At 63.0% G+C, this 18,610-nt stretch carries 19 protein-coding genes and 1 tRNA gene; 10 read left to right on the top strand and 10 right to left on the bottom strand.

From position 1 onward, the window contains the following. Positions 1-54 precede the first annotated feature (54 nt). The 3 genes from ACFQ6H_RS02140 to ACFQ6H_RS02130 are packed head-to-tail and all read right to left on the bottom strand — an operon-like array spanning position 55 to position 1,480. The gene (locus ACFQ6H_RS02140) at positions 55-840 is read right to left on the bottom strand and encodes an MBL fold metallo-hydrolase (RefSeq protein WP_378643346.1); all 786 of its coding nucleotides are present in this window, start codon (positions 838-840) and stop codon (positions 55-57) included. Then, positions 840-1,310 carry a RidA family protein gene (locus tag ACFQ6H_RS02135; protein WP_003943508.1) on the bottom strand — a complete coding sequence of 157 codons (471 nt, stop codon included), beginning with the start codon at positions 1,308-1,310 and terminating at the stop codon, positions 840-842. The genes ACFQ6H_RS02140 and ACFQ6H_RS02135 overlap by 1 nt, the downstream gene beginning before the upstream one ends. 5 nt (positions 1,311-1,315) lie before the next feature. Beyond that, positions 1,316-1,480 (bottom strand): hypothetical protein, encoded by a 165-nt coding sequence (locus ACFQ6H_RS02130; RefSeq protein ID WP_003943454.1) that lies wholly within the window; start codon positions 1,478-1,480, stop codon positions 1,316-1,318. Positions 1,481-1,533: 53 nt separating this feature from the next. Here ACFQ6H_RS02130 and ACFQ6H_RS02125 point away from each other — a divergent pair, with 53 nt between their 5' ends. Beyond that, positions 1,534-2,547 carry an ArsA family ATPase gene (locus ACFQ6H_RS02125; RefSeq protein WP_378643341.1) on the top strand — a complete coding sequence of 338 codons (1,014 nt, stop codon included), beginning with the start codon at positions 1,534-1,536 and terminating at the stop codon, positions 2,545-2,547. Continuing rightward, complete coding sequence (locus ACFQ6H_RS02120; RefSeq protein ID WP_029254327.1) at positions 2,547-3,725, top strand: ArsA family ATPase; 1,179 nt, start codon at positions 2,547-2,549, stop codon at positions 3,723-3,725. The genes ACFQ6H_RS02125 and ACFQ6H_RS02120 overlap by 1 nt, the downstream gene beginning before the upstream one ends. 18 nt (positions 3,726-3,743) lie before the next feature. Here ACFQ6H_RS02120 and ACFQ6H_RS02115 read toward each other — a convergent pair whose 3' ends face one another. Then, positions 3,744-4,067 (bottom strand): WhiB family transcriptional regulator, encoded by a 324-nt coding sequence (locus ACFQ6H_RS02115; RefSeq protein WP_007732375.1) that lies wholly within the window; start codon positions 4,065-4,067, stop codon positions 3,744-3,746. Positions 4,068-4,358: 291 nt separating this feature from the next. Between ACFQ6H_RS02115 and ACFQ6H_RS02110 the strand changes: the two genes are divergently transcribed. Further along, a complete protein-coding gene (locus tag ACFQ6H_RS02110) occupies positions 4,359-6,719 on the top strand; it encodes a penicillin-binding protein (protein WP_378445777.1) in 2,361 nt (786 codons plus the stop codon). Positions 6,720-6,796: 77 nt separating this feature from the next. Here the strand turns inward: ACFQ6H_RS02110 and ACFQ6H_RS02105 are convergent, their stop codons facing one another. Beyond that, positions 6,797-7,273 carry a GatB/YqeY domain-containing protein gene (locus ACFQ6H_RS02105; RefSeq protein ID WP_230816530.1) on the bottom strand — a complete coding sequence of 159 codons (477 nt, stop codon included), beginning with the start codon at positions 7,271-7,273 and terminating at the stop codon, positions 6,797-6,799. Between the two features lie 132 nt (positions 7,274-7,405). Here ACFQ6H_RS02105 and ACFQ6H_RS02100 point away from each other — a divergent pair, with 132 nt between their 5' ends. The 4 genes from ACFQ6H_RS02100 to ACFQ6H_RS02085 all read left to right on the top strand — a co-directional run bounded on the left by ACFQ6H_RS02100 (position 7,406) and on the right by ACFQ6H_RS02085 (position 9,330). Beyond that, positions 7,406-8,374 carry a metallophosphoesterase gene (locus tag ACFQ6H_RS02100; protein WP_378634165.1) on the top strand — a complete coding sequence of 323 codons (969 nt, stop codon included), beginning with the start codon at positions 7,406-7,408 and terminating at the stop codon, positions 8,372-8,374. A gap of 54 nt (positions 8,375-8,428) precedes the next feature. Further along, positions 8,429-8,502 (top strand) — tRNA-Pro (locus ACFQ6H_RS02095). A 74-nt stretch (positions 8,503-8,576) separates the two neighbouring features. Continuing rightward, positions 8,577-8,900, top strand: coding sequence for a hypothetical protein (locus ACFQ6H_RS02090; protein WP_378537074.1), 324 nt, complete (start codon positions 8,577-8,579; stop codon positions 8,898-8,900). Between the two features lie 76 nt (positions 8,901-8,976). Next, on the top strand, positions 8,977-9,330 hold the full coding sequence (locus tag ACFQ6H_RS02085) for a VOC family protein (protein WP_378643336.1): 354 nt from the start codon (positions 8,977-8,979) through the stop codon (positions 9,328-9,330). Position 9,331: 1 nt separating this feature from the next. Here ACFQ6H_RS02085 and ACFQ6H_RS02080 read toward each other — a convergent pair whose 3' ends face one another. Beyond that, on the bottom strand, positions 9,332-10,888 hold the full coding sequence (locus ACFQ6H_RS02080; RefSeq protein ID WP_378643333.1) for an acyl-CoA synthetase: 1,557 nt from the start codon (positions 10,886-10,888) through the stop codon (positions 9,332-9,334). Positions 10,889-11,077: 189 nt separating this feature from the next. On the opposite strand from ACFQ6H_RS02080, the gene ACFQ6H_RS02075 reads away from it, so the two are divergent. Further along, on the top strand, positions 11,078-12,109 hold the full coding sequence (locus ACFQ6H_RS02075) for an ABC transporter substrate-binding protein (protein WP_378537068.1): 1,032 nt from the start codon (positions 11,078-11,080) through the stop codon (positions 12,107-12,109). Between the two features lie 57 nt (positions 12,110-12,166). On the opposite strand, the gene ACFQ6H_RS02070 is transcribed toward ACFQ6H_RS02075, so the two are convergent. After that, entirely contained in the window at positions 12,167-12,643 is a 477-nt protein-coding gene (locus ACFQ6H_RS02070) for a MarR family winged helix-turn-helix transcriptional regulator (protein WP_378540474.1), read from the bottom strand. Between the two features lie 120 nt (positions 12,644-12,763). Here ACFQ6H_RS02070 and ACFQ6H_RS02065 point away from each other — a divergent pair, with 120 nt between their 5' ends. Further along, the gene (locus ACFQ6H_RS02065) at positions 12,764-14,380 is read left to right on the top strand and encodes a DHA2 family efflux MFS transporter permease subunit (RefSeq protein ID WP_378643330.1); all 1,617 of its coding nucleotides are present in this window, start codon (positions 12,764-12,766) and stop codon (positions 14,378-14,380) included. 29 nt (positions 14,381-14,409) lie between these two features. Next, the gene (locus tag ACFQ6H_RS02060) at positions 14,410-15,117 is read left to right on the top strand and encodes a DUF6891 domain-containing protein (RefSeq protein WP_378643325.1); all 708 of its coding nucleotides are present in this window, start codon (positions 14,410-14,412) and stop codon (positions 15,115-15,117) included. Positions 15,118-15,122: 5 nt separating this feature from the next. On the opposite strand, the gene ACFQ6H_RS02055 is transcribed toward ACFQ6H_RS02060, so the two are convergent. From ACFQ6H_RS02055 to ACFQ6H_RS02045, 3 genes are all read right to left on the bottom strand, one after another. Continuing rightward, on the bottom strand, positions 15,123-16,889 hold the full coding sequence (locus ACFQ6H_RS02055; protein WP_378643322.1) for a cholesterol oxidase substrate-binding domain-containing protein: 1,767 nt from the start codon (positions 16,887-16,889) through the stop codon (positions 15,123-15,125). A 97-nt stretch (positions 16,890-16,986) separates the two neighbouring features. Further along, positions 16,987-17,790, bottom strand: coding sequence for a metal-dependent hydrolase (locus ACFQ6H_RS02050; RefSeq protein WP_378643319.1), 804 nt, complete (start codon positions 17,788-17,790; stop codon positions 16,987-16,989). Positions 17,791-18,010: 220 nt separating this feature from the next. Beyond that, positions 18,011-18,475 (bottom strand): hypothetical protein, encoded by a 465-nt coding sequence (locus ACFQ6H_RS02045; protein WP_003943487.1) that lies wholly within the window; start codon positions 18,473-18,475, stop codon positions 18,011-18,013. Positions 18,476-18,610: the final 135 nt, after the last annotated feature.

Below are 18,610 nucleotides of genomic sequence, written 5' to 3'. Positions count from 1 at the left end.
AGGTGGCGGCAGTTCGGCCAGACAGCTCAGCTCCTTATGTCGGCGCCGAGCGCCTCAGCGGCGCAGATACGCCAACTGCACGTTGACGGATTTCTCCGCGACCGGCCACAGCTTCGGGTCCACGTCGGAGTAGACGTGTTCGACTACGTCGCGAACCGAGGCCGACTCCCCCAACGTCGACAGAGCGGCCCGCACCTGATCCAGACGCTCCTCGCGGTGGGCGAGGTACTGCTGTGAAATCGCCTGCAGATCGGGTAGGTCAGGACCGTGCCCGGGCAGCACCGTCAATCCTTCGCCGAGCGCGGCCAGAGACCGCAGCGAGGTGAGGTAATCCCCCAGATCGCCGTCGGAATCGTCGAGAACTGCCGTGCCGCGGCCGAGAATGGTGTCGCCCGTCAGCACGCTCGAATCGTTCTCGATGACTATCGACACCGAGTCAGCGGTGTGCCCCGGAGTCGCGAGGATCCGCAACTTCAGGCCCGCGACCTCGATCACTTCACCGTCGACAAGCGCCGAAGCGCCCCCGCGAAGAAATGTGGGGTCGACGGAACGCACTGGAGCCGAAGTCAATTCGTGGAAACGGTCCACCCCGCCGGTGTGGTCGTAGTGCCGGTGCGTGATCAAGGTCAGCGCTACCGGACCGATACCAGCGACACGTTGCAGGTGTTCCTCGTCGTTGTCGCCTGGATCGACGACAACACACTCGACGCTGCCCGGAGCATGCAGAATCCAGGTGTTCGTACCGTCCAGCGTCATCATGCCCGGATTGTTCTCGAGCAAGACCGAAGCGATGTCGGTGACGCGGCGAAGCTGCGTGTAGGCGGGATGGACCGTCGACATCAGCGAACTTCGACGATCAGTTCCACCTCGACGGGTGAGCCGAGGGGAAGTTCTGCCACTCCGACAGCCGAACGAGCGTGAATACCGGCGTCGCCGAGAACCTCGCCGAGGAATTCGGAAGCGCCGTTGATCACGCCGGGCTGACCGGTGAATCCTTCGGCGGATGCCACGAAGCCGACGACCTTCACGACGCGGACGACGTTGTCGATGCCGACCAGCGCGTCGATGGCAGCGAGGGCGTTCAGCGCGCAGGTACGTGCTGCGGCCTTGGCGTCCTCATCCGACACGCCCGCGCCGAGCTTGCCGGTCAGCGCCAACTTTCCGTCGACGAACGGGAGCTGACCCGACGTGTACACGTGGTTGCCACTGCGAACCGCGGGAACGTACGCAGCGACGGGTGCCGCGACGGCGGGAAGTGCGATGCCCAGTTCGGCGAGACGCTCCGACCAGGTCTGTGTTGCCTCTGCCATGTGATTCAGCCCTTCGGACGCTTCATGTACGCGACGTGCTGCTCGCCCGACGCGCTCGGCAGGACTGCGACGAGTTCCCAGCCGTCGACACCCCAGTTGTCGAGAATTGCCTTCGGATTGTGGACCAGCAACGGAGTCACGGTGTATTCCCAGGAAGTTATTTCGCTCATGCGCTGAGCCTATCCCGCGTACATCTTCGGCCCCAGACTTATAGGCTCGCGGTGTGGTTGCATCCCAAGATGAGCTGAGCAGGACCTGGCCCGAGTCTGCGACGAAGGCCCGCCTGCACTTTGTGTCAGGTAAAGGCGGTACCGGTAAGTCCACGGTTGCCGCCGCGTTGGCGCTCGCGTTGGCCGAAGGCGGCAAGCGCGTTCTCCTCGTGGAGGTCGAGGGCCGTCAGGGAATCGCGCAGCTCTTCGACGTACCGCCGCTTCCGCCGCAGGAGACCAAGGTCGCGGCCGCCGAAGGTGGCGGTGAAGTGATGGCTCTCGCCGTCGACATCGAGACCGCGTTCCTCGAATACCTCGAGATGTTCTACAACCTCGGCTTCGCCGGCCGGGCGATGCGTAAATTCGGCGCAATCGAATTTGCCACGACCATCGCTCCCGGTCTTCGCGACGTTCTGCTCACCGGCAAGATCAAGGAGTGCGTCATCCGCACCGATCGGACCGGCAAACGCGTGTACGACGCCGTTGTCGTCGACGCTCCCCCGACGGGACGCATCGGCAGCTTCCTCGACGTCACCAAGGCGATGGCCGATCTCGCCAAGGGCGGCCCTGTCCACTCACAGAGTGAAGGCGTCGTTCGCCTGCTGCACTCGCCGGAAACCGTCGTACATCTGGTTGCGCTTCTCGAAGCGCTGCCCGTTCAGGAGACTGCCGACGCCGCCGCAGAACTTGCGCGGGACGACCTCAACCTCGGTGCCATCATCGTCAACCGCGCCAGCCCGAGGTTCTTGCCCGAAGATCAACTCGCCGGTGCCGCAGCCGGCAACATCGATGCAGCTTCGATCCGGTCGACGCTCTCCGACGTCGGCATCGATCTGTCCGACGACGACTTCGCGGGCCTGCTCACCGAGACGATCGAACATGCTTCGGTGCTCGAAGCTCAAGAATCCAGTGCGGAGAAGCTCCGCGAGATCGACGGCGCGCGGGTGCAACTTCCCGCACTCGCCGACGGCGTTGATCTCGGTGGGCTCTACGAGCTGGCCGAATACCTCACGGAACAGGGCGTGTGATGACCGAGACCACCGAGAACGTGACGGTCGGCAGTTCCAGGACCGGCCGACGCGCAGCTCCTGCCCTCGATATTTCGGCGATCATCAAGGACCCGACGGCACGGATCGTGGTGTGTTGCGGCGCGGGTGGCGTCGGCAAGACCACGACGGCTGCGTCGCTGGCATTGCGTGCGGCCGAAGAGGGCCGACGCGTAGTCGTCCTCACCATCGATCCGGCCCGTCGCCTCGCGCAGGCCTTGGGTGTGGCCGAACTCGACAACACTCCGCAGCCGGTGAAGCTGGGTCCCGAGGCCACGGGTGAACTGCACGCGATGATGCTGAACATGCGTCGGACTTTCGACGAGATGGTTATCGAGCATTCCAGCCCCGAGAAGGCCGAGCAGATCCTGGCGAATCCCTTCTACCAAACCGTTGCCACATCGTTCTCCGGAACGCAGGAGTACATGGCGATGGAGAAGTTGGGGCAGCTGGCGTCGAACGACGCGTGGGATCTGGTGATCGTCGATACCCCGCCGTCGCGCAATGCGCTCGACTTCCTCGACGCTCCACAGAGGCTCGGAACATTCCTCGACGGACGGATGATCCGGCTGCTCTCGGCACCCGGCCGTGGCCTGACCCGGCTCGTGGCCGGCGCGATGGGATTGGCACTGAAGGGTGTCTCGACCATCGTGGGAAGCCAAATGCTTTCGGATGCATCGGCATTCGTGCAGTCGCTCGACTCGATGTTCGGCGGTTTCCGTGAACGCGCCACGAAGACCTACGAGTTGCTACGTCAGCCGGGGACTCATTTCCTGGTGATCGCAGCGGCCGAGCCCGACGCTCTCCGTGAGGCGGCGTTCTTCGTCGATCGCCTTGCGGGTGACTCGATGCCGTTGGCCGGTTTGGTTCTCAACCGCACACACCCGACATTGACGGCCTTGCCTGCCGATCATGCGGTGACTGCCGCCGACAAACTGGAAGCGAAGGAAAGTGCGACCGAGGCCGAGGCCCTCACCGCAGCTGTTCTCCGTATCCATGCCCATCGGGCAGTGATCGCGAAGCGAGAAATCGCTTTGCTGAGCCGATTCACCGCAGCTCACCCGAGGGTGCCGCTGATCGGTGTTCCGTCGCTACCGTTCGAGGTCTCGGACCTCGAGGCGCTGCGTGCGGTGGGAGATCAGCTCACTCGTAAGGGCTGATCCCCCGATCGGCCGGGGTCAGACTGCTGAGTGATGCTGGCGCTGATCTTCGAAGAACTCGGACCAGGAATCGACGTCGGGGTGCTGCTTGAGCAGTGCGCGGCGCTGACGTTCCGTCATTCCGCCCCACACACCGAACTCGACACGATTGTCGAGAGCGTCGGCTCCGCACTGCATGAGTACCGGGCAGTGGCGGCAGATGGTGGCCGCCTTGCGCTGCGCGGCGCCACGAACAAAAAGTTGGTCGGGGTCGACCTCGCGGCATCGTGCCTGAGTTACCCAGGCAATTCGTGCCTCGGCCTGCTCGATGTCCAAACGGCTACTCGGGGTGGCTGTGTACATTCTGGGTCCCCTCTACAAAGTCTGACCGTCGCCATGGGGCGAGCAGCGCACCATCTCAGCAGTCCCGCGGTAGCACGTGAAAGCTGAGACACATTCGTGATCGAGTGTTACGTCGATCACACTGATCACAATTTAGGTAAAGAACGGCCCTAACGCAAGACGGTCGGGGGCATTTTTTGGTACGGCAGTACAAAGCGCGTGTTCAGGAGGTTTTGAACACCCGCAAAACACTGAAACCGGTTCCAATGGGTGGGCACACGTACTCTGTAGATCGTGTCGATTGCAAAAACAGTGGCGAAGCTCGCCGGAAGCTCCGCATTGGCGGGTGTCCTGGTCGCAGGGGTGATGTTCCCAGTGGCGGGCGGATTCGGATTCGCGTCCAACCGCGCTGCCGATACCGTCGACAACGTCTCGGCCGAACTGGTCGAAGGCACGGTCCCCGCGGTGTCCACCATGGTCGATTCCGCCGGCAACCCCATTGCCTGGCTCTACGACCAACGACGCTTCGAAGTCCCGAGCGAGAAGATCTCCAACAACATGAAGTTGGCGATCGTCTCCATCGAGGACCGACGGTTCCCCGACCACAAGGGCGTCGACTGGCAGGGAACGCTGCGCGCCTTCCTCACCAACACGACAACCGGTGAAGTGCAGCAGGGCGCGTCGACGCTCGATCAGCAGTATGTGAAGAACTACCAGCTGTTGGTCGTGGCCAAGACGGATGCCGAGCGTCGCGCTGCCATCGAGACCACCCCGGCCCGAAAGATCCGCGAGATCCGGATGGCACTGACCCTGGACAAGGAACTCACGAAAGACGAGATCCTCACCCGGTACCTGAACCTCGTCCCGTTCGGCAACGGATCCTTCGGCATTCAGGACGCGGCTCAGACCTACTTCGGCGTCGACGCCGCAGATCTGAGCGTTCCCCAGTCGGCAATGCTTGCCGGCATGGTTCAGTCCAGCTCCGCACTGAACCCGTACACGAACGTCGAAGGCGTCACCGAGCGTCGTAACACCGTGCTCGACACCATGATCACGAACATTCCGGATCGCGCCGACGAGTTCCGGGCTGCGAAGGAAGAGCCCCTCGGCGTCCTGGAAACTCCCAACAACTTGCCGCGCGGCTGCATCGCCGCGGGCGATCGTGGTTTCTTCTGCGACTACGCACTGAAGTACCTCTCGGACGCCGGGATCACCCGTGACCAGATCAACGACGGTGGTTACCTCATTAAGACCACTCTCGACCCGCAGGTACAGGCATCGACCAAGGCCGGCCTGAATGCGAACGCGAGCGCCAACCTCGACGGCATCGCCAACGTCATGAACGTGATCAGACCCGGTCAGGATTCACACAAGGTCATCGCGATGGCCAGTAGCCGCACGTACGGACTCAACGCGGACGCCGACGAAACCGTCCAGGCGCAGCCGTACTCACTGGCCGGCGACGGTGCGGGCTCCGTCTTCAAGATCTTCACGACGGCTGCGGCGATGGAAAAGGGTCTGGGCATCAACGCGACCCTCGACGTACCCAAGCGCTTCGAAGCCAAGGGCATGGGTAGCGGCGGCGCCGCAGGTTGCCCGGTCTCGACGTACTGCGTGGAGAACGCGGGCAACTACCCGCCGACGCTGTCCGTGACCGACGCGCTGGCTCAGTCCCCCAACACCGCTTTCGTCAAGCTCATCGAGGCAACCGGTGTCACGCCGACGGTCGACATGGCTGTCCGTCTCGGCATGCGCTCGTACGCCGATCCGAACACCTCGGGCTTCGACGAGCGCAGCATGGCCGACTTCCAAAAGGAACAGAACCTCGGTTCGTTCACCCTCGGCCCCACCTGGATCAACCCGCTCGAACTCTCCAACGTCGCAGCCACTCTCGCCTCGCACGGCAAGTGGTGCCCGCCGAGTCCCATCGATTCGGTCTTCGACCGCTACGGCAAGCCGGTGGCCGTCACCGAGCAGGGCTGTGAGCAGGTTGTCGAGCCCGGCTTGGCAGACACCCTCGCCAATGCCATGAGCCGCGACGACGTCGGCGCCGGTACGTCTGCCGGTGCCGCGAGCAGCGCCGGTTGGAGCCTGCCGATGTCGGGCAAGACGGGTACCACCGAGACTCACAAGTCCTCGGCGTTCCTCGGCTTCACCAACAACCTCGCTGCTGCGGTCTACATCTTCGGCGACTCCCCCACCCCCGGCGAGATCTGCTCGAGCCCGCTGCGCCCCTGCTACAGCGGCAACCTGTACGGCGGTACCGAACCGGCGAGATCCTGGTTCGCGGCAATGAACCCGGTCGCCAACAACTTCGGGCCCACCTCGCTGCCCCCGATCGACGAAAAGTACGCACGGGGATCACAGAACGGCCAGGTTCCCGAGGTTGTCGGCCTGAGCCAGTCGGCAGCGACGTCCCGGCTTCAGGCATCCGGCTTCACCGTCAATTCCGTGACGACGGCATCCGGAGCGCGCGCGGGAACGGTCACCGGAGTTTCGCCGTCCGGGTCCGCGATCCCGGGTTCGACCGTCACGATCTACATCAGCGACGGTTCCGTGAGGGCTCCGGCTGCGCCCGCATCCCCCGCGGCCCCGGCACCGGGCGCAACTCCCCCGGATGCGACTCCGCCCGGAGGTGAACCCGCACCGCCTGCGGGGACCCCGCCGAACTGACCGCCCTGAAACAAGAACGGCCGCGATCTCCGAGTGATTCGGAGATCGCGGCCGTTTTCGGTTCTGGAAGCGCGCTTCTACAGGCGGGACTTCACTGCTGCAGAGATACGTGCGCCGTCGGCCTTGCCCTTGGCCAGAGCGTTGGCGGCCTTGATGACCTGGCCCATCTGACGCATCCCGGGACGCTCACCGAGCTCCTCGGAAACTTGAGCAAGGGCGGTGTCGACGACATCGACAAGCTCGGCGTCGGTCAACGGCGTCGGCAGGTACTCGTCGATGATCTGAGCTTCTGCGCGCTCTTTCGCGGCAAGCTCACCGCGACCGTTCTCGGTGTAGATCTCGGCCGATTCGCCGCGCTTCTTCGATTCCTTTGCAAGGACTTTGATGATTTCTTCGTCGGTGAGGACGCGAGCTTCCTTACCGGCTACCTCTTCGGTCTGGACGGCTGCCATGAGCATCCGAAGGGTGGCTGTACGTAGCGGATCCTTCGCCTTCATGGATGCAACCATGTCGGTTCGGAGGGTGGCTTTGAGCGATGGTGTCGTGTCGGACATGGTGGAAACGCTACGCGCTCGGCGTTTCGAGCGTGCCGATAGTTACCTCCGCCCGGACACAATTCTCTGTGGAATAGCTGTAAAAGGCGGCGAGAGCGACGCAGAAGAAGGTCACACCCGTATCCTTGAGGGGTGTCTGACCAGTTCCGCACCAACCTGACCCGCGCCGCACTTGGTGCCGCGGGCGCCGCTGCACTCGGGATCGGGTACGCATCCGGCATCGAACGCAATGCATTTGCACTGCGTGAGGTGACGATGCCAGTCCTGGCGCCCGGTTCGTCGTCGCTGCGGGTCCTCCATCTCAGCGACTTGCACATGATGCCGAACCAACGGTTGAAACAGAATTGGTTGCGTGAGCTCGAAGGCCTCGACCCCGACCTCGTGGTCAACACCGGCGACAACTTGTCGCACCAGCGCAGCGTTCCAGCAGTGGTCCAGGCGCTCGGAGATCTGTTGGCTCGACCGGGTCTGTTCGTCTTCGGCAGCAACGACTACTTCGCTCCGAAACCGAAGAATCCGCTGAGCTACATCTTCAACAAGGACAAGCGCGTCACCGGGGATCCTCTCCCCTGGGGCGACCTGCGGGCCGCGTTCACCGAGCGTGGATGGCTCGACATGACCCACGTGCGCCGCGAACTCGAAGTGGCCGGTATTCGCATTGCTGCCGCCGGCGTCGATGATCCGCACCTGAAGCGCGATCGCTACGACACCGTCGCCGGAACACCCAATCCCGTCGCCCAGCTCAAGCTCGGCCTGACGCACTCGCCCGAACCGCGAGTTCTGGACCGGTTCGCCGACGACGGCTACGACCTGGTGCTCGCCGGCCACACGCACGGTGGTCAGCTGTGCCTTCCGTTCTACGGAGCGCTGGTCACGAACTGCCAGATCGACCGATCCCGGGTCAAGGGGCCGTCCAAGTGGGGCGCACACACCCAGCTGCACGTCTCAGCGGGCATCGGCACTTCGCCGTGGGCTCCGGCACGCTTCTGCTGCCGTCCCGAGGCAACTCTGCTGACTCTGGTTCCGGCCACCAGGCGCGAACCGGAGCATGTCTCCGCACACAGTTCCGCAGAGTCTCCAGCGTCGGTTCTACGCAACTGACCTGCGGATTTAATGTCAGTCGACTCGGTAATGTAAGCTAACCGAGGTTCGACACGGGGTGTGGCGCAGCTTGGTAGCGCGCTTCGTTCGGGACGAAGAGGTCGTGGGTTCAAATCCCGCCACCCCGACAGTGAAGAACAGAAATTGAGGCCCTTCCGCTTACGCGGGAGGGCCTCGATTTCGTTGACGATAAGGTGAAGCCGTGGCATCCGAACCAGACTTCGCGCACAACGACATGGCGAGCCGTAGCCGACGTGAGAAAGCTGTCGGTCTTGCCAAGTTCGCCTGGGACCGCGATATCAGCAGTGCAGAGTTGCTCGACATGCCCGACGATCGGCTGCGCAAACTCGCGCGGGCGGCCGGTGCCAATCCGCCGAGCACGCGGGAGACTTGGACTATCGCCGCCAGTCTGCTCGATGAGAAAGCTGTGTGGTCAGCCGCTAACCCAGACCGTCCCGAGGCTCGGCGTGAGCATCCGGACGAGAAGATCATGTGGGTGAAGAAGCCGATCGAGCCCTGGCTGTGACAGCCGAATTCAGCGCAGCTGTGACAGCCGAATTGAGCGCAGTTGTGACAGCCGAATTCAGTGGAGCTGTGAACCGGTGATCGGGCAGGTCGACGAAGTAGTTGTGGATTGCTCCGCACCAGCTCAGTTGGCGGAATTCTGGGCCGGCGTCCTCGGTGGACAGCCGGTAGAGCGGAGCGAGGAGTGGGCGTTTGTCGACCCGCCCGGATGGACTCGCCTCGCCTTCCAACGCGTACCGGAATCAAAGCTGACGAAGAATCGCCTGCACATCGACGTCAGCGTGGATGACGTCGTCGCCGCAACCGAGGCTGCCGAGCGCCTCGGCGCAACTCGGGTCGGCAATGTTCAGGAAGACCCGGCCGGTACCTTTCAGGTGCTGCTGGATCCCGAGGGAAACGAGTGGTGCGTCGTCCGAGGTATCGGAAGTTGATTCACACTCCCGCTACGGTTTCGCGAGCCCAACGATAGTCGGCCTTCCCGCTGGGTGAGCGGAGGATGCTTGGTACGAGCACGATCGACCGGGGAATCTTGTACCCGGCGACGTGGGTGCGGCAATGCTCCGACAACGATTCCGTCGCAACATCTTCGAATCCCGGTCGAACCTGCACCACAGCGGCGACCTTCTCGCCGAATCGAGTGTCGGCCACACCCGCCACCAAAGCGTCGAAAACTGCCGGGTGAGTTTTGAGTGCCTGCTCGACTTCTTCGGGATAAACCTTCTCGCCTCCGGAGTTGATGCACATCGAACCGCGCCCGAGCAGCACGATGGTTCCGTCGGCTTCCATCGTGCCCATGTCCCCGAGTACCGCCAGACGCACCCCGTCGACGACGGGAAAAGTTGCAGCAGTCTTCGCAGGGTCGTCGAAGTAGGCCACGGGAACATGGCCGGCCCTGGCGATGAATCCGACTGTGTTCGAGCCTGGTTCGATGCGACGGAATTCGTCGTCGACAAGAATCATGTTGGGGTTGGATCGAATTCGCTTGGAACCGTCCTCACCGAATTCGACGACGCCGTCGTTGCCGGATTCCGAAGCACCGAATGCATCCTTGATCACCAGCCCCGGCAATCGGGTCGTCAGTTCCGCCTTGAGGTTCGGCGAGAACAATGCGCCACCCGAGCCGATCAGTTGGAGAGTCGAAAGGTCGTAGCGCCCTTCGCTAGCGGCGATGGCGTCGGCAATCGGTCGAGCAATCGCGTCGCCGACGACGGTGATTCCGGTGATCTTCTCGGCCTCGACCAGTCGCAGCACTTCCATCGGATCGAAGCTGCGGGTCAGCACACGGGGAGCTCCCATGAGAAATGCCGTGAGCAGTGAATAGATCGCGGCTCCATGCATGAGCGGCGGGATGAGTAGCAGCACAGTCGGATCGGTGTTGGCTACGGCCGCGTCCACAACCTCTTCGAGGCTTCGACGCGGCGGCCCGCTGAGGTTCGCTCCGGACAGCGCGGCGAAGAAGAAGTCTTCGTGCCGCCACACCACACCCTTGGGCATTCCGGTTGTACCGCCGGTGTAGATGATGAAATGGTCGTCGTTGCTGCGAGGGCCGAAGTCGCGGGTATCGGACTGCGCCGCAAGGGCGTTCTCGTAGTCGTCGCCGACGATCAGCACGTGGGTGATCTCCGGACACTGCGGAACCACGGCCAGTGCCGTCGGAGCGAATTCTGCCTCGACCAGCAGTGCCACCATCTGGGAGTTGGTGTAGATGTACGAGAGTTCGGCATCCGTGTAGCGAAAGTTGACGTTGATCGGTACCGCTCTGATCTTCAAGCAGGCAAGGAGCGCTTCGACGTACTCGACGCAGTTCCGCATGTGAATACCGACATGCTGGCCCGGTTCGACGCCCACCGATTGCAGATGATGTGCGAGCCGGTTCGATCGCAGTTCGAGTTCGGCGTAGCTCAACCGCGTGTCTTCCAGAATCAAGGGAACGCGATCGGGGATCGCATCGGCAACGGCCTCGAACAGATCGGCAATGTTCAGGGTCATCGAAATCCTCACTACACGCGTCTTCGCTTACCAGTACAGGTCTTTCGCGAAGCTAACACGTTGGTCGCGCCCTGTTGTCCTAATTGCGTAGAGGTCCCGCTGAGCGAGACCTGACGCGCCCTTCACCTGGTATCGACGGTGCGGATACCTCCCTGACCAAGCCATATGGACGGAAGGTAGGGTAGCCTAATGCACTCACGCACCACTCTCCGGAGCCGCACGTCGGTCCGGGTCGCCATGGTTGCCCTGGCGACTGTTTTTGCCGCCACGGCCTGCGGCTCTTCCGACGCCGGCGGCAACGCAAACGGCAACACCGATGTCGCGACCGGCGGCAAGCTGTTCAGCACCGCCGACACGGAAACCGCGAAGCTCGGCAGCGATGCCGCGCCCGGCGAGTTCCCGCGCACAATCACCCACGCTCTGGGCGAGACCACCCTCGAGGCCAAGCCCACCCGCGTCGTCGTGCTCGACAGCGGCGAACTCGACGAGGTTCTTTCTCTCGGGATCACCCCGGTCGGCATCGCCAGCCCGGAAAGTGCCGCCGGCCAGCCGTCGTACCTCGCCGACAAGCTCGTCGGCGTCCCCGACGTCGGCACCACCAACAATCTCAACCTCGAGGCGATCACCGCACTGCAGCCCGATCTGATCCTCGGCAGCAAGCTGCGCCAGGACAAGCTTTACCCGCAACTCGCGGCAATCGCTCCGACGGTCTTCAGCATCCGCCCCGGCTTCCCGTGGAAGGAGAACTTCCTCCTTGCCGGTGACGCACTCGGCGAAGAGACCAAGGCTGAGCAGGTTCTCAACGACTACCAAGAGCACGCCGACAAGGTCCGTGAGTCGATCGACGGCTCCCCGACAATTTCACTGGTTCGCTTCATGTCCGGAAAGCTGCGCCTGTACGGCAATCTGTCGTTCATCGGCGTCATCTTGAAGGACGTCGGTCTGCCCCGCCCGGCGATCCAGGACATCGACGAACTGGCCGTCGAGGTCAGCCCGGAAACGATCACCGAGGCGGAGGGTGACCGAATCTTCTACTCCAGCTACGGAAATCCCGCCGACACCGGCCAGACCACGGTTGTTGCCGGACCGCTGTGGGCCAGCATGGACGCAGTCAAGGAAGGACGCGCCACCGAGGTGAGCGACGAGACCTGGTTCCTGGGCCTCGGCCCGACAGGTGCCGGCCTGGTTCTCGACGATCTGCAGGCCAAGCTCGGCAAGTAGCCGTCACCTAAGCCAAGACCGCCGCTCGACTCTCCGGAGTCGAGCGGCGTTTTTTGTTCAGCGGTTGTCCTGCTCGAGGTGCTCGTTCATCGTGGAATGCAGGTCGACGAGAAATTCCTCGAATCGACTGAGCAGTTCGGGCGGGTACTTCGCCATCATGGCGTCGAGTCGCACAGCAAGGGGCCCGAAGAACTCGTCCGCCAGATCCTGCACATGCGCACTGCTGTGCAGCGTGACCACGCGGCGGTCTGCATTCTCGCGGGTCCGGACGATATGCCCTGCCTTTTCCAGGCGATTGAGCAACGCGGTGGTTGCGCCCGACGTCAGTGAGATCCGCTCGCCGAGGCGGGCAGGCGAGAGCGGCGCACCTTTCTCCTCAGCCGCCGTGATTTCCATCAGTGCGGTTGCGTCGGTGGAATGCAGGCCGAGCCACGACGCGAATCGATGACTGAATTCGGTGAACGTCCCACCGTACGTACGGAATTCGTCCATCAGCCGCTCCCGCTCCACGGAGATGTCGCGCGGTGCCTCCACCTCGGTGATCCCACCTTTCCTGTGCCAGACGGCGGCCGGTCGAGCCCAGCGCGCACGTTGACAACTTACCGCCTCAAATATACCTTCATAGTGAAGTTACTTCACAATGGAGGTTTATTCGTGAACATCTCACCCACCACCCGAAAGTGGCTGGGCCTGATCGCCATCGCACTCGGCGTGGCACTGATCGTCGTCGACACCACCATCGTCAACGTCATAGTCCCCTCGATCATCGAGGATCTCGGGATCAATTCCGTTCAGGCTCAATGGATCCAAGAGTCCTACGCAATCGTGTTCGCGGCGCTGCTGCTTCTGGTCGGCAGAGTTGCCGACCTGGTCGGCGCCCGTCGCATCTTCATCGCCGGAGTCGTCGTGTTCGGCGCAACGAGCCTGCTGGCCGGACTGGCGCCGAACGGCGGTCTGCTCATCCTGGCACGATTCCTGCAGGGCGCCGGCGCGGCCATGATCCTGCCCACGTCGCTGTCGCTTCTGAACGCGATGTTCACCGGCAAAGCTCGCGGCCAGGCCTTCGCTGTCTGGGGCTCCACCATCGGCGCTGCATCCGCCCTCGGCCCACTGCTCGGCGGCTGGCTTGCCGAACATGCCTCATGGCGTTGGGCATTCGGGATCAACATTCCGCTTGCTGCGCTCATTCTCATCGGCGCAGTGCTGTTCATCGCCCCCTCACCCCGCACCGCAGGGCGCATCGACGCCACCGGAGCAGCACTGTCCATCGCCGGGCTCGGACTGCTGGCCTTCGGCCTCGTCGAGGGACGAACGTACGGGTGGCTGACCACAAAGGAACCCTTCGATCTGTTCGGTCTGTCATGGTCCAGCGGACCGTCACCGGTTCTGGTGGCGCTTGTGCTCGCCGTTCTGTCGCTCGGTGCGTTCGCCTACCGTCAAACCATGCTCACCCGCAGCGCCGATCCGTCGCGGGCGCTGATGGACGTACGGTTGTTCTCCATCTCGTCGTTCCGCAACGGCAACATCGCGACGCTGATCATCGGACTCGGCGAGTTCGGAATCGTTGCGGTGCTTCCTCTCTGGCTTCAGTTCACGCTCGGCTACAGCGCACTCCAGGCCGGACTCGCACTGGTTCCCATCGCCATCGGCAGCTTTGTCGCCAGTGGTGCGAGCTTCGGGCTGGCATCGAAGGTCTCGCCGTTGGGCTTGGTACGCATCGGCCTGGCTCTCGAAGCGCTCGGTCTCGCCGGTCTCGGATTCATCGCTGCGACAGACAGCCCCTGGTGGACTATCGCCGCAGTGCTGTTCTTCTACGGAATCGGCGTCGGTTTCGCGACGGCGCAGGTTACCAACGTCGTACTCGAAGAGATTCCCGAGCAGAGCGCCGGTCAAGGCTCCGGCATTCAAAGCGCGTTCCGCCAACTCGGATCGGCACTGGGCATCGCCGTCCTCACCACGGTGTTCTTCAGCACTCTCAATTCGACGCTGAACAACGACCTCACCGAATCCGGTGTCGACCAAGCCCAGGCTGATCAGCTGACGCGGGCAGTCACCGACAGCGCAGGCGCCACCATCGACTCACTGGCCGGCTCACCGAGCACTGCCTTCGTCGCCGACGCCGCCCAATCTGCGATGACTCACGGCATCACACTCGGCGGATACCTTGCGGCCGGATTTGTCGTGGTGGGCCTGATCGCCACGGCGCTCATCCCGAACAAGCCCGCCCCGTCGACCGAGGAGGAAACGAAAGCAGCAGCCGACGTCGCCTGACGGTCGGATCGGTGCAGTACGGTGCCGGTATGCGATTGCCCTGGTCACAGTCACGACAGTCAGCACCGGTGCTCAGTGAGGCTGACATCGTCGCCGTACGTGAGCAAGCACGCGAACTGGTACTCCCAGGTTTCGCGACGTTCGAAGAAATCTGCGAAGCCGCCCGAGACTGTGTCGAGGGCGGCTTCGAGAACGACGAACTCGGCAGACAGATCGACGCGGGAGTGCGTGCAGTCTGGGACCACAGACTCGTGGAGCAGACGCAGTGGACGGCTCCCGGCGACTTCGAGCGCGTATCCGCAGCCTTCGATGATCTCGAGCGCAACGGCATCGTGGCCCGGATGAACTTCACCTGCTGCATGCAGTGCGGCACTACCGAAATCGACGACGAACGCACGCCGTCCGAACCCGACGAGAACGGGTATCCCTTTGCTCAGTGGGCGTACACGTTCTTCCACATGCAAGATGCGGAGCGTCTCGGCGACGAGCCGTCCGATCTCTACTTGTCCTACAGTGCGTTTCGTCCGGCCCATGATCTCGATTCCGCGCTGATCGCCGCTGCCTTCGGCGGCGACGAAACCGCCAAGGCACACATGATTGCGCACACCGATCGGACCGTCGGGCGCCAGGTAGCCGACGCACTCCGAGCCCAGGGACTGAGCGTCGACTGGAACGGTGACAACAATCAGCGTATCCGCGTCGCCGACGTACGTTGGCGCAAACCGCTCCCGCAGTAGGAGATTCAGCTGGGTGGCAAGACGCGGTCGAGGAACGTATTGCTGAATACACGGTGCGGGTCGTGTTCGTCGAGAGTAGCGAGAGCGAAGTCCCAATTCCCGTCGCCACCGGCACGGAAGGTGGCAGGCACTGTGCTGGTGAGGAATTCGTCGTCCTGGTACGCCGCATGATCGGTGAATGCCCACCCCTTGGACCACTCCGGACGGAAAGTCGCGTAATCGCCGGAGTAGTTCGCGACCATCCACCGTTCCATTTCGCGAAGGAAGGCAGGCAATCCCGCGGTGCCGGGAATCGAGACAACGTTCATCCAGATCGCTGTGTCCCAGTCCTGACGATCCGCCCGCGGCCGCACCGCTGACAGGTCTGGCACTCCGGCGCTGTCGACCAACACCTCGCCGTCATCGTCGACACCGCAGAGACGCACTTCGAACGGCATATTGACGGGATACTGCCCCAGCGACGCGTAGTGCGTCATTCGTTCGTTCAGCCAACTCGTCATCTCGTGCACGACACGGCCGATGTTGGACCGCTTGGTGATCACTGCGCCACCACCGGCTACGACGCGCAAGGTTGTGTGCCGCAGGTAGAACAGAACATCTTTCGACCAACCCCACAGATCGTCGGTGTCGGTCAGCACCAATCCTGCTGCTACGGCTCCGAACTGGGAGGTACCGAACAGTGGTGTCGCAGCTTGAAGACCCTGCGCCACCATCCCTAACGGGGTGGTGACTTCTTCGGGAATCGCGTCGGAGAAGAAGTAGTTGTACGGCCCGCTCACTTCTCGGGACTCCGGCGGTTTGACCGGGGTCGGCGTCCAGACCTTGAGCCACGGTGTTTCGGTGAACGGGAACCAGATCGCTTCCACCCGTCCGGATTTCTCGACGAAACTCTCGTAGGTACGCCCTGGCGAACCGGGAGCAGCAAAGAGTTCTTGCCACGGAATATCGGTGAAACTCTGGCACCGTAGCCGATAATTCTCCCCGGCTTGCAGCGTCACGGAGGTGACGAAGGTTCGGCCCAGGTGGGTCAGGAAAGCCGTGATCTTGTCATCCGATCGGTGAAAAGTCTTCAGTGCGTATCGATTACTGCCTTCGTCCCACGACACCACTGTGATCTCGGTGATCAGGTTGCTCAGCGATCCGTACGACTGACCAGGGGTGATCGTCTCCCCCGCCGCCGGATAGGTTGCCCCGTGGGCACCGATCGCCAGCGCTCCGGCGATGGACAGCTCACCGATCGCCGGAGAGTTGGCCCAGCCGAGCCCCTCTCGCTCGAGCGCTGTCAGAATCGCTTCGATGCTGGCCCCGGCGCCCGCCGTGACTGTTGCGGGCGTGCCGTGCTGCACCACAACCGAATCCAAGTTCGTCATCGTGTCGACCAGCAGAACTCGATCCGAAGGTGCGCCGGGCACCACCGTCAACGGACTCCACCCGTGCATCGTTCCGCGCGCACGCACCGTGTAACCGTTGTCGAACGCCCAGTTCGCGAGGGTGACGACGTCGTCGCTGTGACGTGCCGTCGCCGTCCACACACTGTCGAGCATGATTTCCCGCGACCAATTGGCGTATGCCTGCTGTGACAACGGAATGTCCGACGGAAATCCGGGAGGTGGCGCAATGGTCGATGCCGAGCCCCAGGGAACTGCTCCGGCCGGCGCCCAGGAAACACCCGCGAGAGCAGCTGCGCCGGCACTCGCTGCGAGAAATCCGCGCCGGCTCACACCGTCTTCTCTCGAGCTGTGCCCTGCCTTGCGCTCTGCTTGATGCACCACTGCTCACTCCGTCAGCCGACTCGGTTCATGTCAGGGACGAACGTAGAACAAATATGATTACGATGCCAGTGGTTCCGTAATAAAAGTTTTCCGACGCTTACTGCACCATCGGAGCGAAGACCGCGTAGATCGCTTCCGGGGCACCGTCGAACGCACTGATGATCAACCAGGCAGTCAGAACCGTCAGAGCCGGCCCGATCAGAACCTTCTCAAGGTTCCCACCTGCGCGGATGGACAGAAATGACGGCAGCCGTTGCTCCCACCATCGCTTGCCGCCGAGCGGGATCAGGGGTGCAAGAAACGGCACTCCCTCCTTGGTGATCGCATCGCCGAGACAATGCGTGGCGCAGCCCAGTGCCACCGCAACACCTAGCCCGGTGGATCCGGCCTCGCTGGGATACCACTGCCAGGTGAGGGCCGAGAGCACCAACGCAACGGCAGAAACCGCGAGCCATCCCTTCTCCTTGGCCAATTCACCAGCCAATCCTCGGATCGCCAACCCGAGGCAGAAGAACAGCGTGATGATGATGGCGGGTTTCCCGAACTGAACCACCAGCGCAGAGACCCCGGCACCGAGACCCGCGGCAAACAGTGCGGTGTGCGTGAGCGTCCGATGTCCACCACGACGCTTGCCGTCCTTCTTGCCTTTCGTCATGCGGTAGAAGGTCACCGAAATTGCGTCGATGCCCTTGGCCAGAGCCTTGCTGAGCGGACCGAATGATCGGGAAACCGTGGACTGACCGGTATCGAGGTCGGGAAGCAGGGCAGCTCCGGCGCACACCCCGGCAAACGTCAAAGTTTCCGCAGTGGATGTGGGTCCTCCCCAGTCGAGAGGTAACAACTCCGCAACCACCAACCCCACAGCAGCACCGGACATCGCGTGGGTGGGGCCCATGACCATGAAACACAACACCTTTCGAAACGCGCCCCGCGCCGGGCCGTACCGCACCCGGAGCAAGACACCACACACATGACGCCGTCGGCGACGGTCCCGGCATGCTCGCCGAGACCGCCCCGAACGTAGCAAGTGCTACCGACAGGCTTGACTACCCTCCAGACCCAGTTGAGTACGGCCGTACCGTTCCAGGTCAAAGCGGTTCATGCGGAGCTTTTTTCGCTCGTCAGCCCGCGGCAACCGTGCATGACAGGGCGACGCCTTCCTCCAGCGGAGCGACACCGGCCATGTCGAGCACCTCTGCCGGAACACCCTCGGTCGTCGGAGCCCACTCGACGGTCGGCAACGCCGGCACCCCTTCACGCGCAACGAATGTCGCAGCTTCGCTCGGCACTTCGATAGTGACTGCGGCCGTACCGGCCTCCTCCGCGCGCACAACCTTGCCCTCGTCGATGAGCTTCTGCAGCTCCTCGTCGGAAATCGGCGCCGCGACACCACACGCTACTTCGGGAGCCACACCCAACTCGGCTGGAGCGGTCGCGATCGATCGCACCGCCACCGGAGACCCGTCGGAAATCGGGTTGGAAGCCCAGGCGATTCCCGGCGCCACGGCCATACCGAGGACCGCCACGGACGCCACCACCACACCGGTCCGGCGGGCCCGCTTGCCGTTCACTTTCAATCGCGTCATCGTTGTTCTCCTTGATCGAACGTTCTCGAATTCTCGGCGCGGTCGCATCCGAGAAACCCGAGGTTATGAAGCCAACACTGCAGATCTGTTGTCGGTTTCTTAGGAGTTGATGAGAAAGCGGCGGCCCCCGCTCCG

This window comes from Rhodococcus sp. NPDC056506, from assembly GCF_042794945.1.
Lineage (GTDB): Bacteria > Actinomycetota > Actinomycetes > Mycobacteriales > Mycobacteriaceae > Rhodococcus_F.
Note: the sequence above shows the minus strand (reverse complement) of the source record. Positions and strands in the feature narration are given on the sequence as shown.

Coding starts and splice junctions, on each gene's coding strand:
- ACFQ6H_RS02140 (WP_378643346.1), bottom strand. CDS start 840: ATGTCGACGGTCCATCCCGCCTACACGCAGCTTCGCCGCGTCACCGAC.
- ACFQ6H_RS02135 (WP_003943508.1), bottom strand. CDS start 1,310: ATGGCAGAGGCAACACAGACCTGGTCGGAGCGTCTCGCCGAACTGGGC.
- ACFQ6H_RS02130 (WP_003943454.1), bottom strand. CDS start 1,480: ATGAGCGAAATAACTTCCTGGGAATACACCGTGACTCCGTTGCTGGTC.
- ACFQ6H_RS02120 (WP_029254327.1), top strand. CDS start 2,547: ATGACCGAGACCACCGAGAACGTGACGGTCGGCAGTTCCAGGACCGGC.
- ACFQ6H_RS02115 (WP_007732375.1), bottom strand. CDS start 4,067: ATGTACACAGCCACCCCGAGTAGCCGTTTGGACATCGAGCAGGCCGAG.
- ACFQ6H_RS02105 (WP_230816530.1), bottom strand. CDS start 7,273: ATGTCCGACACGACACCATCGCTCAAAGCCACCCTCCGAACCGACATG.
- ACFQ6H_RS02080 (WP_378643333.1), bottom strand. CDS start 10,888: ATGACCCTGAACATTGCCGATCTGTTCGAGGCCGTTGCCGATGCGATC.
- ACFQ6H_RS02075 (WP_378537068.1), top strand. CDS start 11,078: ATGCACTCACGCACCACTCTCCGGAGCCGCACGTCGGTCCGGGTCGCC.
- ACFQ6H_RS02060 (WP_378643325.1), top strand. CDS start 14,410: ATGCGATTGCCCTGGTCACAGTCACGACAGTCAGCACCGGTGCTCAGT.
- ACFQ6H_RS02050 (WP_378643319.1), bottom strand. CDS start 17,790: ATGGTCATGGGCCCCACCCACGCGATGTCCGGTGCTGCTGTGGGGTTG.
- ACFQ6H_RS02045 (WP_003943487.1), bottom strand. CDS start 18,475: ATGACGCGATTGAAAGTGAACGGCAAGCGGGCCCGCCGGACCGGTGTG.